This is a genomic window from Azospirillum palustre (assembly GCF_002573965.1).
Taxonomy (GTDB): domain Bacteria; phylum Pseudomonadota; class Alphaproteobacteria; order Azospirillales; family Azospirillaceae; genus Azospirillum; species Azospirillum palustre.
The window spans coordinates 1,236,102-1,248,625 of record NZ_PDKW01000043.1 but is presented as its reverse complement, the minus strand read 5'-3'; the positions used below and the strand labels follow the sequence as shown (position 1 = coordinate 1,248,625).

Genomic DNA, 12,524 nt, shown 5'->3' with positions numbered 1-12,524 from the left:
CGGTTCGTCCGGCGGGTCCCGGACGGTCGTGCCGGCCTTCTCATTTGGTTTCATCGGAAACCGTCAGGCCGTGCGCGCCGTCCCTTCACGCCCACTATGCAGGGGCATCGCCTTGTACGAAAAGCTGAATTTCAGCTTAACGAACAATTTTCATCAAGGGTCCACCGAAACACCCGCTTTTTCCATTCGGCGGTGTATGGAGGCGTCCGGCGGCGGGTCGGCAACCTGCCGGCGGCGGTCGATCCGCTGCATGATCGGCGTCACCGTGGTGCCGTGAACGAGAATCGAGAGCAGCACGATCAACCCGGTGATCGCCCACAGCGCATTCGGCACATCGAACTCCGCGGCGTTCAGCGCATAGGCGATGTAATAGATGCTGCCCATGCCGCGGATGCCGAAGAAGCCGATGGCCAGCTTCTCGCCGACCGGCATCGCCACGCCGGTCAGCCCGACCACCCCCGCCACCGGACGCACCAGAAGCAGGATGACCACCGCTGCACCCACGGCGCTCCAGGACAGCGCGTCGATCAGGCCATGCGCAATCGTCCCGCCGAACAGAACGAGCATCATCATCATCATCAGCCGCTCGGTCTGCTCGACGAAGTCGTGAAGGCGCTCGTGGTATTCGCTGTTGCGTTCCGCATCGCGCAGGGCAAGCGCGGCGACGAAGACGGCGACGAACCCATATCCGCTGGCAAGTTCCGTCAGGCCATAGGCGATCAGCGTGATGCCGAGCGATACGAACCCGTCGCCGGTCCGTGACAGGTTGGCGCGGTTCGGCACGCGGAAGGTGACATAGCCGAGGAAGCGCCCGACCAGCCAGCCGACACCCACTCCGGCAATCAGCTTCCAGACCACGTCCAGCAGCACCCAATGTTCCAGCAGGTCCCAGGGCGGGTTGCCGTTGAGCAGCGCCACCCCGATGGCGAGATGGACGAAGGGAAAGGCCAGGCCGTCATTCAGCCCGGCCTCGGAAGTCAGGCTGAACCGGATCTCGTCCTCCTCCCCCGATTTCGGCGGGCCGACCTGGATGTCGGAGGCGAGGACCGGATCGGTGGGCGCCAGAGCCGCCCCCAGCAGGATCGAGGCCGGAAGAGGGAAATCGAGCCAGTACCAGCCGATCAGGGCGATCATGAGAATCGACAACGGCATGGTGATGCCCAGCAGGCGCCACGTGATGATCCAGCGCCGCCAGCCGATGCGGCGGTCCAGCTTCAGCCCCGCCCCCATCAGGGAAATGATGACGATCAGCTCGGTCAGCCGCTCGGTCGCTTCCGGAAAGGCCAGCGGCTCCGGGTTTTCCAGTTCCAGCGTTCCGAAGACCAGAAAGCCGAGACCGACGCAGATGATCGGCAGGGACAGCGGCAGTTCCCTCAGCACCATCGGCAGCCACGCCACCAGCAGGATCAGGAATCCCAGCCCAACCAACATGACCGTGTAAGACATGCGCCGCCCATTGCCGAGATCGCATCGGCACGGCAACAGGGCCGCGCCAAGGCCAATCCACGACAACGCACGACGTCGCGAATGGGTTCAGCCCGGGCACAAGAAGGCTTGTGGAATGGATGGGCGGAATGGATGCCGAAAAGGTACCGGCTCAATCGGTCGCGCTTCCCTGCCCGAACTGGAGGGCCACTGGGACGCTTGAACCCGATGCCGCCCGCGGGAGCCGGAACCGCGGGGGCCGTCGCAAAATCGGCCGGTCAGGCCGCCGAGGTCATCGGAAAGCCGCTGTAGTCGAGAGAGGCCGACCAGAAACGTTCCAGCTTGCGCAGGGTCTCGTTGGCCTTGGTCAGTTCCTCGTCGCTGAAGCCGGCCTTTTCCAGGGCGGTCAGGTGACGTTCGAACATGACGCTGATCTTCTCGCGCAGATCCAGGCCCTTCTCCGACAGGCGGACACGGACCGACCGGCGGTCGTGCGGGGAGCGTTCCTGGCCGAGATAGCCGTTCTCGACCATCTTCTTGACGTTATAGGAGACGTTGGAACCCAGATAATAACCGCGCGCGGTCAGTTCGCCGACCGTCATCTCGTCTTCGCCGATGTTGTACAGGATCAGGCTCTGGACGTTGTTGATGTCCTGGATGCCGAGCCGGTCCAACTCAGTCTTGAGCACTTCAAGAAAGTGGCGGTGAAGCCGCTCGATCAACAGAATGCTCTCATAATAGGGTTTGCGCACCGCGGTCTCCTTTGGCTCTAACCGGCCGTTCCCCGCGCAAGGACGATACCGGGACCTTAAGGCGAGATTAACCGATCATTCGTCGGCAATCATCTTAATAATTCCAGAAAAAGTCTGGCACAACCCGTCTGTACAGGCCCCTTTCGCAGGGTGCCCCCGGCGAAAGGCTTTCGGCCGGGCGGCAGGTCCCGCATAAGCAAAAAGGGGAAGGCCGCGCAGTCGGTGCGTGACCTTCATCCCCTCGGCATCGCCTATGGTCAGTCCCGGAACACGAGATCGCCGCCAGCCGGTTCGGCGAAGTGCCGCTCGACATCCGACGGACCGACATCGGTCAGCTCGGCCGGCTTCCATTTCGGGTTCTTGTCCTTGTCGACCAGCACGGCGCGGATACCCTCGTAGAAATCGTCGCCGGCCAGACAGGCGAGGCTGAGGCGCAGTTCCTGCACCATGCAGCCTTCGAAATCCAGCTTGGCGCCTCGGCGCAGGGCGGCCAGCGTCACCTTCAGACTGGTCGGCGACACCCGGCGCAGGATGGCGATCTGACCGGCCGCCCACTCGGTTCCCTCGGCCTCCAGCGCCTTGACGATGGCTTCGACACTGTCGAAGGCGTAGCAGCGGTCGACCGCCGCGCGGATGCCGCTCACCGCCGCATCGCCCGCTTCGCCGCGGTGGGTGGCGACGGCCTCGTCGGCCGGGACGCCGGCAGCCAGATCGTCGATCAGGGCCTCGATCCTGGCGCTCGGTACGAAGGCGTCGGCGGCACCGATGGCAAGCAGGTCGGCCGCCTTCAGCCTGTCGCCGGTCAGCCCCAGCCAGATGCCGACCTGCCCCGGCAGGCGCGGCAGGAAATAGGTGCCGCCGACGTCGGGATAGAGGCCGATGCCGGTTTCCGGCATGGCGAACAGGGTGCGCTCGGTAACGATGCGGTGGGTGCCGTGCACCGACAGTCCGACGCCGCCGCCCATGGATATGCCGTCGACCAGCGCGATATAGGGCTTGGAGAGGCGCTTGATCAGCCGGTTCAGCACATATTCCTCACTGAAGAAGGCGCGGACCGGCCCGGTGTCGCCACGCCCCTCCTTGGCGGCCTTGCCAGCCTCATACAGGCTGACGACGTCGCCACCGGCGCAGAAGGCCTTTTCGCCGGCACCGCGAATCACGACGGCCTTGACCTCCGGATCGGCGTTCCAGGCCCGCAGCTGCGGATCGAACAGCCTGATCATGCCCAGCGTCAGCGCGTTCAGCGCCTTGGGCCGGTTGAGCGTGACGAGGCCGATGGCGCCCCGACGTTCGAACAGAATCTCAGCAGCGTCGCTCATCGTCTTGTATTTTCTCAATTATCGTTGCGAATCGGGCGGTGGCGGGCCACCTGCGCCATCCCTGCCGTGCATCCCTTTGCGCGTCAGGACGGCAGCATTGGCCGGTAGCGATGATACGGGAGCGGGCGGCGCTGTCAAACCCACCATACGGATCCGGATGTTCGCCCGTGAGGGTCCCGCAGGGCCAATCAGGAACATCGCCCCTCTTGGACCGTTGCGCTCACGCTCTCATCTGAAGACGAGACCCCATTCGACTTCTCAGGGAAGATCAGATGCCGATGCCGTTCAACAGCCTGCCGGGTGCGCCATGAAGATCGGAATCGTCCTGAACCGGCAGGCGGGTTCATTGGTCGATCGGCCCATCGACCGCGCCGAGACGGCGATCCGCACAGCATTCGAACGGCATGGCGCGACCGTGGACCTCCACACCGTCGACGGGGCGCAATGTACTGACACGATCCGACGGGTGCTGGATTCCGATGCCGAAGCCGTCGTGGTCGGCGGCGGTGACGGCACGCTGCACAGCGCGGTGAAGCTGGCGCTCCCGAAGGGCAAGACGCTTGGCGTGATTCCCTTGGGGACTCTCAACCTGTTAGCCCGTGATCTTCATGTTCCACTGGAACTGGAGGATGCAGCCGAGGCACTGGCGGCGGGCCGGATCCGCGCCATCGACATCGCCGAGGTGAACGGGGAGCCCTACACCAACAGTTCGGTTCTCGGCTTCTATCCGCAGGTGGTTCAGGAACGTGAACGCCAGCGCAAGCAGCACCGGCTGCTGAAATGGCCCGGTGCCGCCGTGGCCCTGGCGAAGACGCTGTATCGGATGCCGATGCTGGATGTGCGGCTGGACTGGGGCGAGGGTCCGCGCCGGATGCGCACGCCGATCCTGGTGGTGTCGAACAACGTCTATGACGACGGGTTCGGCCTCGTCCTCTCCCGTCAGGCGCTCGATGCCGGGAAACTCGGGGTTTATGTGGCCCGCGAACGGAACGCCTTCGCGATGTTGCGGTTGATGGGACGTCTGGTTGCCGGTTCGTGGAAGCAGGACGAAGGGCTGGAGACCTATGCGGTTACCAGCCTGACGGTCCACAGCCGCAGGCACCACCTGAAGATGGTCAACGATGGCGAGATCCGGAAACTGCACGCCCCGCTGCATTATCGGATTCTCCCCGGTGCCCTGAAGGTTCTGGCGCCCGGCTGACAGAAAGGATGAGGATGGCGTGAAACGGCTTGCTCACATCTCCGACCTGCATTTCGGGCGGATCGACCCGCGCGTGGTCGATGGCCTGCTGGCCGACCTGACGGCGCAGGCTCCCGACCTGATCGTCATCTCAGGCGATTTCGTGCAGCGGGCCAAGCCGCGCCACTTCGAGGAGGCGCGGGCCTTCCTGCAAAAATTGCCGTTTCCTTACATGGCTGTACCGGGGAATCATGACATCCCGGTTTACAATGTGTTCAAGCGCTTCACCGACCCGTTCGGCCATTACCGGCGCTACATCACCAGCGACTTCAGTCCGCTGCACATCGATGACGAGATCGCGGTGCTGGGCATCAACACCGCCCGGCCCGTCATCATGGATTTTTCCGAAGGACGGATGAACAAGCGGCAGATTGCGCGGGTCCGCGAGGTTTTCTGTGGAATGCCGGACAGGGTGTTCAAGGTGCTGTTCACCCACCATCCCTTCCTGCCGCCGCCGGACCTGCCCAAGACCCAGTTGGTCGGCCGCCACAAGCTGGCACTGCCCGCGTTGGAAAGCTGCGGCGTCGACCTGCTGCTGGCCGGGCATCTGCACAAGGCCTATTCCGGCGACATCATGAGCTTCCACACCCAGGTCGCCCGGTCCATCCTGGTCGCCCAGGCCTCCACCGCCACCTCGACCCGCCTGCGGAACGAGGCGAACGCCTATAACCTGATCACCGTCGCCCACCCCACTGTGACGTTCGAGGTGAGGTCGTGGGAGGGTGCGGCCTTTACCGGCGGACTGGTGTCCAGTTACCGCAAGGAAGGCAGCCGCTGGGCCCTGCAGGCACAGGACACCGGCTTCCGGCCGGTCGGCTCCGACGCCCCCACCGCAGCCGACCCGATGGCCACGCGGTGGGAGTCGGTTGCCCGACATGCAAGCGGGGAAGCCCATGGCGGGGCATGAGACCAGCGCAAGGCTCATGCCCGGTCCCTAAGCACTGGAACGGCCCCCGCGGCTTGAGTTCACGATCAGGGAAGGCGTAGGATCGCCGCACTCGTTCTAAGTGCATGGTTCTCCCGATGCCGATCACCCTGCCCGCCGCCTTCCCGCGCACCCGTCTGCGCCGCAACCGCGCCGATGCCTGGACCCGCCGTCTGGTCGCCGAGAACACGCTGACCGCCGACGATCTGATCTGGCCGGTCTTCGTGATCGAAGGCGAGAACCGGCGGGAGCCGGTCGCCTCGATGCCCGGCGTGGAGCGCATGACCATCGACCTGCTGTGCGAGGCGGTGGTGGAAGCCGGCGCGCTGGGCATTCCCTGCATCGCGCTGTTTCCGGTCGTCGGCTCCGAGGGCAAGTCGGAGGATGCGGCGGAAGCCTACAATCCCGAAAATCTGATGAACCGTGCCATCCGCGCGGTGAAGGCCGCCGCCCCCGATGTCGGCATCCTGGGCGACGTGGCGCTGGACCCCTACACGACGCATGGCCATGACGGCCTCCTGCGCGACGGCTACATCCAGAATGACGAGACGGTCGAGGTCCTGATCCGTCAGGCCCTGTCGCAGGCGGAGGCCGGCGTCGACATCGTCGCCCCGTCCGACATGATGGACGGCCGCATCGGCGCCATCCGCGACACGCTGGACGCCGAGGGGTATCAGCTGACCCGTGTCTGCTCCTACGCCGCCAAATATGCCTCCGCCTTCTATGGTCCGTTCCGCGACGCGGTGAATTCCGGCGGGTTCCTGAAGGGCGACAAGACCACTTATCAGATGGATCCCGCCAACACCGACGAGGCCCTGCGCGAGGTCGCCTGCGACCTGCAGGAGGGCGCGGACATGGTGATGGTGAAGCCGGGCCTGCCCTATCTCGACGTCATCCGGCGCGTGAAGGATCAGTTCGCGGTCCCGACCTTCGCCTACCACGTGTCGGGCGAATACGCGATGCTGCGTGCCGCGTCGGGCAACGGCTGGCTGAACTACGACAAGGCTCTGCTGGAAACGCTGATGGGCTTCAAGCGGGCCGGCTGCGACGCCATCCTGACCTATGGCGCGGTGGACGCGGCGAGGCTGCTCAAGCAGGGCTGAGCAGTTCAGGACCATCTTTGAGCCGTTCGGGGCCGCGGAGCGATCCGCGGCCTTTTATCGTCAGGTCATCCCGAACAACGGAGATGCCCGATGACCAATGGATTTCCTTTCCGCATGGCTCTGCTGACCGCCCTGCTGCTGGCCGCCTCGCCCGTTGCGGCGTTCGAACTGCACAGCCCCGATTTCACCGACACGTCGCCGATCCCCGGGCGCAATGTCTTCGCCGGTTTCGGCTGTAACGGCGCCAACCAGTCGCCGGCCCTGAGCTGGACGGCACCGCCGGCCGGCACCCGCAGCCTCGCGGTGACCATCTACGATCCGGATGCGCCGACCGGCAGCGGCTGGTGGCACTGGGTGGTGTTCAACCTGCCGCCCGACAGCCGCGGCCTGCCCGCCGGTGCCGGCGATGCGGCCAAGCCGAACCTGCCAGCCGGCGCCATGCAGAGCCGTACCGACTTCGGCACCCCCGGCTACGGCGGTCCCTGCCCGCCGCAGGGCGACAAGCCGCACCGCTATGTCGTCACCGTCCACGCGCTGAAGGTCGACAGCCTGCCCCTCCCCGCAGACGCATCGGGCGCCATGGTCGGCTTCAACCTGAACGCCGCAGGCTTGGGCAAGGCGACGCTGACGGCCCGTTACGGCCGTTGATCGCCCGAGCCGACCAGCCCTAGAATCGGCCGAGGCCAAAGGATGAACGCCATGGGTCCCGATCTGCTCGCCCGCCTGTCCCGCTTCGCCGCCCGCGACCTGCGTCCCGGCGGCGGCGACCGGCCGCACCGGCCGGAACTGTGGGCCTTCGTCGCCCATGACCGCGAGCGTCTGGCCGAGGTGCAGATCGAACGCACCGCCCTGATCGCGGTGCTGGAGGGCACCAAGGAGCTGACCGACCAAACCGGCACGACCCGCCGCTTCCCGGCCGGCAGCGCCATGCTTCTGCCGCCGGGCTGGTCCGGGGCGGTGGTGAACGATCCCAGTGCTGGCGGACGTTACCGTGCGCTGGTGCTGGAGTTCCCGGCGGAGATGGTGCGGCGGCTTCTGCGCGCCCATGGCACGGATGGGCTGACTCAGCGCGCCCGACCCGGCGACTGGCATGTCACCCTGACGCCGTCCCTGACCGATGCCATCCACCATGCCGCCGCCGGTCTCACCGCCGACCCTCCGCTCCCGCCCAAGCTGGCGGAGCATCGCTTCATGGAGGTGCTGCTGGCCTTGCTGGAGGATGGTGTCTGGTGGCTGGGACCGGTGGCACCGACCGGGACCGCCGACGCGGTGCGCCAATTGCTGCGCACCCAGCCCGACATTCCCTGGACCGCTGAGCGCGTGGCCGGTGCGCTCAACCTCAGCACCGGCACGCTGCGCCGCCGCTTGAGCGACGAGGGGTGCTCGGTCCGCAGCATCCTGACGGAAGAACGAGTTGCCCACGCCCGCGACCTGCTGGAAAGCGAAGGGCTGAGCGTGCAGGAGGCGGCGGAGGCCTGCGGTTATGCCAACCGCTCCCACTTCGCCCGCCGAATCAGGGAAGCGATGGGCGTCAATCCGTCGAACCTGCGGGGACGCTGACCGGTGCAGCACCGTAGGCGCGGATCAGAGCCGCGACCGAATCGGCGATCACCGTCTCCGGGTCGGCGGTGACCGGCAGGCCCAACATGGTCGGCCAGAACAGAACCTCCTTCATGCCGCCCAGCAGTTGGGTCGCCACCACATGCGGATCCGGGGCGTTCAGCCGGCCGCGGGCGTGCTGGGCGGCGATGTAGTCGTCCAGCAGCGCATAGGCGTGGCTCTTGCCGCCCTCCAGGTAGTCCTGCGACAGTTCGGGAAATCGTTGGTGCTCCGCGATCACCAGACGCAGGAGGCCGCGCACCTCAGGCCGGCCGGTATGGGCCAGCAGAGAGCGCAGGAATGCCGGCAGGGCCCGCTCCGGCGGCTGGTCGTGGCGCAGCAGGCTTTGTCCGTCCTCGCTGCGGAACCCCTCGTAGAGTTCCGACACAACGGCCTGGAACAGCTCCCGCTTGCCGGGGAAATGGTTGTAGACGGTGCGCTTCGACACGTTGGCGTCGGCGGCGATGGCGTCCATCGACGACGCCTCGTAGCCGTGCGTCAGGAAGGCGCGCGTCGCCGCCTCCACCACCGCATCCCGCTTGACCGAACCGCGCGCGGCACCCCCCGCCTGAGACCCCGCCTGAGACGTTGACATTCCCCACCCTCGAAGTACACTGCACAGTGTAGTGTAGTTGTTGCCGCAGGCTCCCAGGGTAATCCGCCCGGCCGCGGCACGGGAGGGGTAAAGCGATGAAACAGCGCAACATCGGTGGCATTCTCTCGGTATCCGAAATCGGCCTCGGCTGCATGGGCATGTCGGAGTTCTATGGCCCGACCGACGATGCCCAGTCGCTCACCACGCTGGAACGGGCGTTGGAGCTTGGCGTCACCCACTACGACACCGCCGACATGTATGGCAGTGGACACAATGAAACGCTGCTTGCGCGCTTCCTGGCCGGCAAGCGCGACCGGGTGACGATTGCCACCAAGTTCGGCATCGTCCGCCAGCCCGGCGAGTATTCCCGCCGGGTCGATACCAGCCCGGCCTATGTGGCCCAGGCCTGCGACGCTTCGCTGAAGCGGCTGGGGGTGGAGACCATCGACCTCTATTACGCACACCGCATCAACCCGGACATCCCGGTGGAAGAGACAGTCGGCGCCATGGCCGGTCTGGTCAAGGCGGGCAAGGTCCGTGCGCTCGGCCTGTCGGAGGTGTCCGCGGCCACCCTGCGCCGTGCCCACGCCGTCCATCCCATCGCCGCGGTGCAGAGCGAATATTCGCTGTGGACCCGCGATGTGGAGGCTGCGGTGCTGCCGGCCTGCCGCGACCTCGGCATCTCGCTGGTCGCCTATGCACCGCTCGGCCGCGGCATGCTGACCGGGGCGGTCAGCAGCCCCGACCAGTTCGCCGAAAACGACTTCCGCCGCGTGGCACCACGCTTCGCCGCCGACAATTTCGACCGCAATCTGGCCCTGGTCGAACAGGTCAAGGCACTGGCTGTGCAGAAGTGCTGCACGCCGGGGCAAGTGGCGCTGGCCTGGCTGCTGGCCCAGGGGCCGGACATTCTGCCGATCCCAGGCACCAAGCGGATCAAGTATCTGGAGGAGAATGTCGGCGCCGCTGCGGTGACGCTGACCGATGCGGAGGCCAAGGCGCTGAGCGACGCGCTGCCGCCAGGGGCGGCGGCGGGGGACCGCTACACCGCGGAGGGGATGCGCGGGGTGAATGTGTAAGGCGCGATGACGGACGATGGGAGGCGGCATGATCTGCCGCCTCCCATATCCTATACATCCTACTTCGGCGTTCCCGACCAGACCTGGAACTGCGTGGTTTCCATCAGCATGTCGCTGTGGCCGAACGCCGTTTTGAACAGCTTGCCGACGCCGGCAGTCCGTTGCGTCACCGCCACCAGCGTGCCGCGCAGCTTCAGATACTGCTTCGTCCCCGCCACCAGCGCGTCGAGCATGCCGAAATCCTCGTCCTTGCCGCGGTGGAGCGGCGGGTTGGACAGGATCAGGCCGAAACGCTCGCGGGTGCCCAGGCCGGCCAAGCCGTCGCTCAGCACCAGTTCGGCGTCCGGCACATTCTGGCGGGCTGCGTGCAGGGCCACCGCGTCGATGTCCAGCAGGGTCAGTGGCGCGTCGGGCTGGCGTTCACGCACGGCCCGTGCGATCACCCCGGCGCCGCAGCCGAAATCCAGCACGCGGGCGCCAGCTGCCACCTCCGGCAGCACCTTCAGCAGGCACTCGGTGCCGGCATCCAGATGGCCGTGGGCAAACAGGCCCGGATAGGACACCAGCTCCAGCGTCCGGTCGGGCAGAGTGAGGGTGACGGTCTGCCGCCAATCCTCCAACGCCCCCTTGGCCGGTGCATCGGTGCGCCGGGTCAGCAGCAGCCGGGCGCGCCGCTTGATGATCAGCGTTTCCGGCTCTTCCGCCAGCCCGTCCAGATGCTTCGCGGCACTGGTTACGCCTTCGTCGTTGCCGCCGGCGATCCACAGCGGGGCACCGGGGGCAAGGCGGGAGGCAAGCGCATGCAAGGCCATCTCGAACCCGGCCCAGCCGCGTGGCAGGCGCAGCACGGCGCCGTCGAACGGCCCCTCCGCCGGCCAGGGGGTGGCGGCCTGCCCGCCTGTTGCGAGCCGGTTCCACACCACCACATCCGCCCCGCCTTCGCGGAGCGCTTCGGCGATGGCGCCGTCACTGTCGAAGGCGACGAGAATCCGGCCCTGCGGCCGGATGTCGGACAGGGCTTCCGCGGCCACGGCAGCAACGGTTGAGTCGCGGTCCGTGGCCCGATTGTCGAGACGTGCCACCGTATTAACCCTTGTCGCGCATCAGCCGCGCCTTGTCGCGCTGCCAGCTACGGTCTTTCTCACTCTGACGCTTGTCATGCTTCTTCTTGCCGGTGGCGAGGCCGATCTCGACCTTGGCATAGCCGCGGTCGTTGAAATAGACCGACATCGGCACCAGCGTGACGCCCTTCTGCTTGATCCCGGCCGCGAGCTTGTCCAACTCGCGGCGACGGACCAGCAGCTTGCGCGGCCGCTTCGGCTCATGCTGATCGATGCGGCCGGCCTGGAGATATTCGGGGATGTACGCGTTGAACAGGTACAGCTCCCCGCTCTTCAGGCCGGCGTAGGCCTCGTTCACACTGGCGCGGCCGCCGCGCAACGACTTCACCTCGGACCCGGTCAGCATGATCCCGGCTTCGAGGACATCATCGATGAAGAAGTCGAACCGCGCGCGGCGGTTCTGCGCCGCGTATTTTTTAGCTTCCTCGCGCGTCGCCAAATCTCTCTCCTATACGGCCCGTTCCGTCACTCAGGACAACAGGCCGGCTTTCGTCATGGCTCCACGCACGGCGGCACGGGCGGTCTCGGTCGCCGGAACCAGCGGCAGGCGCACCTCGTCGCTGCCGAGGCCAAGCAGGCTGGCGGCGAACTTGACCGGCGCCGGGCTGGTCTCGACGAACATCGAGTCGTGGACCGGCGACAGCACGTCGCGCAGGCGGAAGGCTTCCTTCAGGTCGCCCTTGGCCCAGGCGGTCTGCATGGCGGAGCACAGCGCCGGCGCGATGTTCGCGGTGACGGAGATGCAGCCGACGCCGCCCTGCGCGTTGAAGGCCAGAGCCGTGGCATCCTCGCCCGACAGCTGGATGAAGTCGGGGCCGACCTCCTGCAGCAGGCGGGACGGGCGGGACAGATCGGCGGTCGCGTCCTTCACGCCGACGATGTTGGGCAGCTTTGCAAGCCGGGCCATCGTCGCCACAGACATATCCACGACACTCCGGCCCGGAATGTTGTAAATGAAGATCGGCAAATCCGCCGCGTCATGGATCGCCTTGAAATGCTGGTACAGACCTTCTTGAGACGGCTTGTTGTAGTAGGGCGTGACAACGAGCGCCGCCTGCGCGCCAGCTTGGCGGGCATGGCGGGTCAGGGCAATGGCTTCGTCGGTCGAGTTGGAACCGGTTCCGGCCATCACCGGAACCTTGCCGCCGGCCGCCTCGATGCACAGCTCCACGACGCGGTTGTGTTCTTCGTGGGACAGGGTCGGCGACTCGCCGGTGGTGCCGCAGGGCACAAGACCGTGCGTGCCCTGCGCGACCTGCCACTCCACGAAGGACTGGAAGGCCTTCTCGTCCACTTTCCCGCCCTTGAACGGAGTCAGAAGGGCGACGATGGAACCGTGGAACATGGCTGCCTCCTCAGTCGGCTT

General features: G+C 66.3%; 13 protein-coding genes. 6 read left to right on the top strand and 7 right to left on the bottom strand.

Features of this window, described 5'->3' with window-relative positions; genetic code table 11:
• Nucleotides 1-153: 153 nt before the first annotated feature.
• From CRT60_RS28255 to CRT60_RS28245, 3 genes are all read right to left on the bottom strand, one after another.
• Nucleotides 154-1,446 (bottom strand): cation:proton antiporter, encoded by a 1,293-nt coding sequence (locus tag CRT60_RS28255; protein ID WP_098739791.1) that lies wholly within the window; start codon nt 1,444-1,446, stop codon nt 154-156.
• 257 nt (nt 1,447-1,703) lie between these two features.
• Nucleotides 1,704-2,177: a MarR family winged helix-turn-helix transcriptional regulator gene (locus tag CRT60_RS28250; protein WP_045580172.1), complete on the bottom strand. Its 474-nt coding sequence runs from the start codon at nt 2,175-2,177 to the stop codon at nt 1,704-1,706.
• 257 nt (nt 2,178-2,434) lie between these two features.
• Entirely contained in the window at nt 2,435-3,496 is a 1,062-nt protein-coding gene (locus tag CRT60_RS28245) for an enoyl-CoA hydratase/isomerase family protein (protein WP_098739790.1), read from the bottom strand.
• Between the two features lie 307 nt (nt 3,497-3,803).
• On the opposite strand from CRT60_RS28245, the gene CRT60_RS28240 reads away from it, so the two are divergent.
• The 5 genes from CRT60_RS28240 (at nt 3,804) to CRT60_RS28220 (ending at nt 8,324) form a co-directional block, all read left to right on the top strand.
• Nucleotides 3,804-4,697, top strand: coding sequence for a diacylglycerol/lipid kinase family protein (locus CRT60_RS28240; RefSeq protein WP_098739789.1), 894 nt, complete (start codon nt 3,804-3,806; stop codon nt 4,695-4,697).
• Nucleotides 4,698-4,716: 19 nt separating this feature from the next.
• Nucleotides 4,717-5,643: a metallophosphoesterase family protein gene (locus CRT60_RS28235; protein ID WP_244592813.1), complete on the top strand. Its 927-nt coding sequence runs from the start codon at nt 4,717-4,719 to the stop codon at nt 5,641-5,643.
• A 116-nt stretch (nt 5,644-5,759) separates the two neighbouring features.
• A complete protein-coding gene (gene hemB / locus CRT60_RS28230; RefSeq protein WP_244592812.1) occupies nt 5,760-6,764 on the top strand; it encodes a porphobilinogen synthase in 1,005 nt (334 codons plus the stop codon).
• 90 nt (nt 6,765-6,854) lie between these two features.
• Nucleotides 6,855-7,412 (top strand): YbhB/YbcL family Raf kinase inhibitor-like protein, encoded by a 558-nt coding sequence (locus CRT60_RS28225; protein WP_098739787.1) that lies wholly within the window; start codon nt 6,855-6,857, stop codon nt 7,410-7,412.
• Between the two features lie 51 nt (nt 7,413-7,463).
• Nucleotides 7,464-8,324: a helix-turn-helix transcriptional regulator gene (locus tag CRT60_RS28220; protein ID WP_098739786.1), complete on the top strand. Its 861-nt coding sequence runs from the start codon at nt 7,464-7,466 to the stop codon at nt 8,322-8,324.
• Here the strand turns inward: CRT60_RS28220 and CRT60_RS28215 are convergent.
• Complete coding sequence (locus tag CRT60_RS28215; RefSeq protein WP_098739785.1) at nt 8,296-8,958, bottom strand: TetR/AcrR family transcriptional regulator; 663 nt, start codon at nt 8,956-8,958, stop codon at nt 8,296-8,298. The two genes, CRT60_RS28220 and CRT60_RS28215, sit on opposite strands and share 29 nt — an antisense overlap.
• A gap of 95 nt (nt 8,959-9,053) precedes the next feature.
• Here CRT60_RS28215 and CRT60_RS28210 point away from each other — a divergent pair, with 95 nt between their 5' ends.
• Nucleotides 9,054-10,037 (top strand): aldo/keto reductase, encoded by a 984-nt coding sequence (locus CRT60_RS28210; RefSeq protein ID WP_098739784.1) that lies wholly within the window; start codon nt 9,054-9,056, stop codon nt 10,035-10,037.
• A 59-nt stretch (nt 10,038-10,096) separates the two neighbouring features.
• Here CRT60_RS28210 and CRT60_RS28205 read toward each other — a convergent pair whose 3' ends face one another.
• From CRT60_RS28205 to dapA, 3 genes are read right to left on the bottom strand one after another with little or no spacing between them, the layout of a single operon-like run.
• Nucleotides 10,097-11,068, bottom strand: a complete 972-nt coding sequence (locus CRT60_RS28205) for a class I SAM-dependent methyltransferase (RefSeq protein WP_244592811.1) — start codon at nt 11,066-11,068, stop codon at nt 10,097-10,099.
• A 55-nt stretch (nt 11,069-11,123) separates the two neighbouring features.
• On the bottom strand, nt 11,124-11,597 hold the full coding sequence (gene smpB, locus CRT60_RS28200; RefSeq protein WP_098739782.1) for an SsrA-binding protein SmpB: 474 nt from the start codon (nt 11,595-11,597) through the stop codon (nt 11,124-11,126).
• A 30-nt stretch (nt 11,598-11,627) separates the two neighbouring features.
• The gene (dapA, locus tag CRT60_RS28195) at nt 11,628-12,503 is read right to left on the bottom strand and encodes a 4-hydroxy-tetrahydrodipicolinate synthase (RefSeq protein WP_098739781.1); all 876 of its coding nucleotides are present in this window, start codon (nt 12,501-12,503) and stop codon (nt 11,628-11,630) included.
• Nucleotides 12,504-12,524 lie beyond the last annotated feature (21 nt).

Excerpts from the sequence above, each read along its gene's own strand:
- hemB (WP_244592812.1), top strand. The coding sequence starts at position 5,760 with ATGCCGATCACCCTGCCCGCCGCCTTCCCGCGCACCCGTCTGCGCCGC.
- CRT60_RS28255 (WP_098739791.1), bottom strand. The coding sequence starts at position 1,446 with ATGTCTTACACGGTCATGTTGGTTGGGCTGGGATTCCTGATCCTGCTG.
- CRT60_RS28220 (WP_098739786.1), top strand. The coding sequence starts at position 7,464 with ATGGGTCCCGATCTGCTCGCCCGCCTGTCCCGCTTCGCCGCCCGCGAC.
- CRT60_RS28215 (WP_098739785.1), bottom strand. The coding sequence starts at position 8,958 with ATGTCAACGTCTCAGGCGGGGTCTCAGGCGGGGGGTGCCGCGCGCGGT.
- CRT60_RS28240 (WP_098739789.1), top strand. The coding sequence starts at position 3,804 with ATGAAGATCGGAATCGTCCTGAACCGGCAGGCGGGTTCATTGGTCGAT.
- CRT60_RS28225 (WP_098739787.1), top strand. The coding sequence starts at position 6,855 with ATGACCAATGGATTTCCTTTCCGCATGGCTCTGCTGACCGCCCTGCTG.
- CRT60_RS28245 (WP_098739790.1), bottom strand. The coding sequence starts at position 3,496 with ATGAGCGACGCTGCTGAGATTCTGTTCGAACGTCGGGGCGCCATCGGC.
- CRT60_RS28210 (WP_098739784.1), top strand. The coding sequence starts at position 9,054 with ATGAAACAGCGCAACATCGGTGGCATTCTCTCGGTATCCGAAATCGGC.
- dapA (WP_098739781.1), bottom strand. The coding sequence starts at position 12,503 with ATGTTCCACGGTTCCATCGTCGCCCTTCTGACTCCGTTCAAGGGCGGG.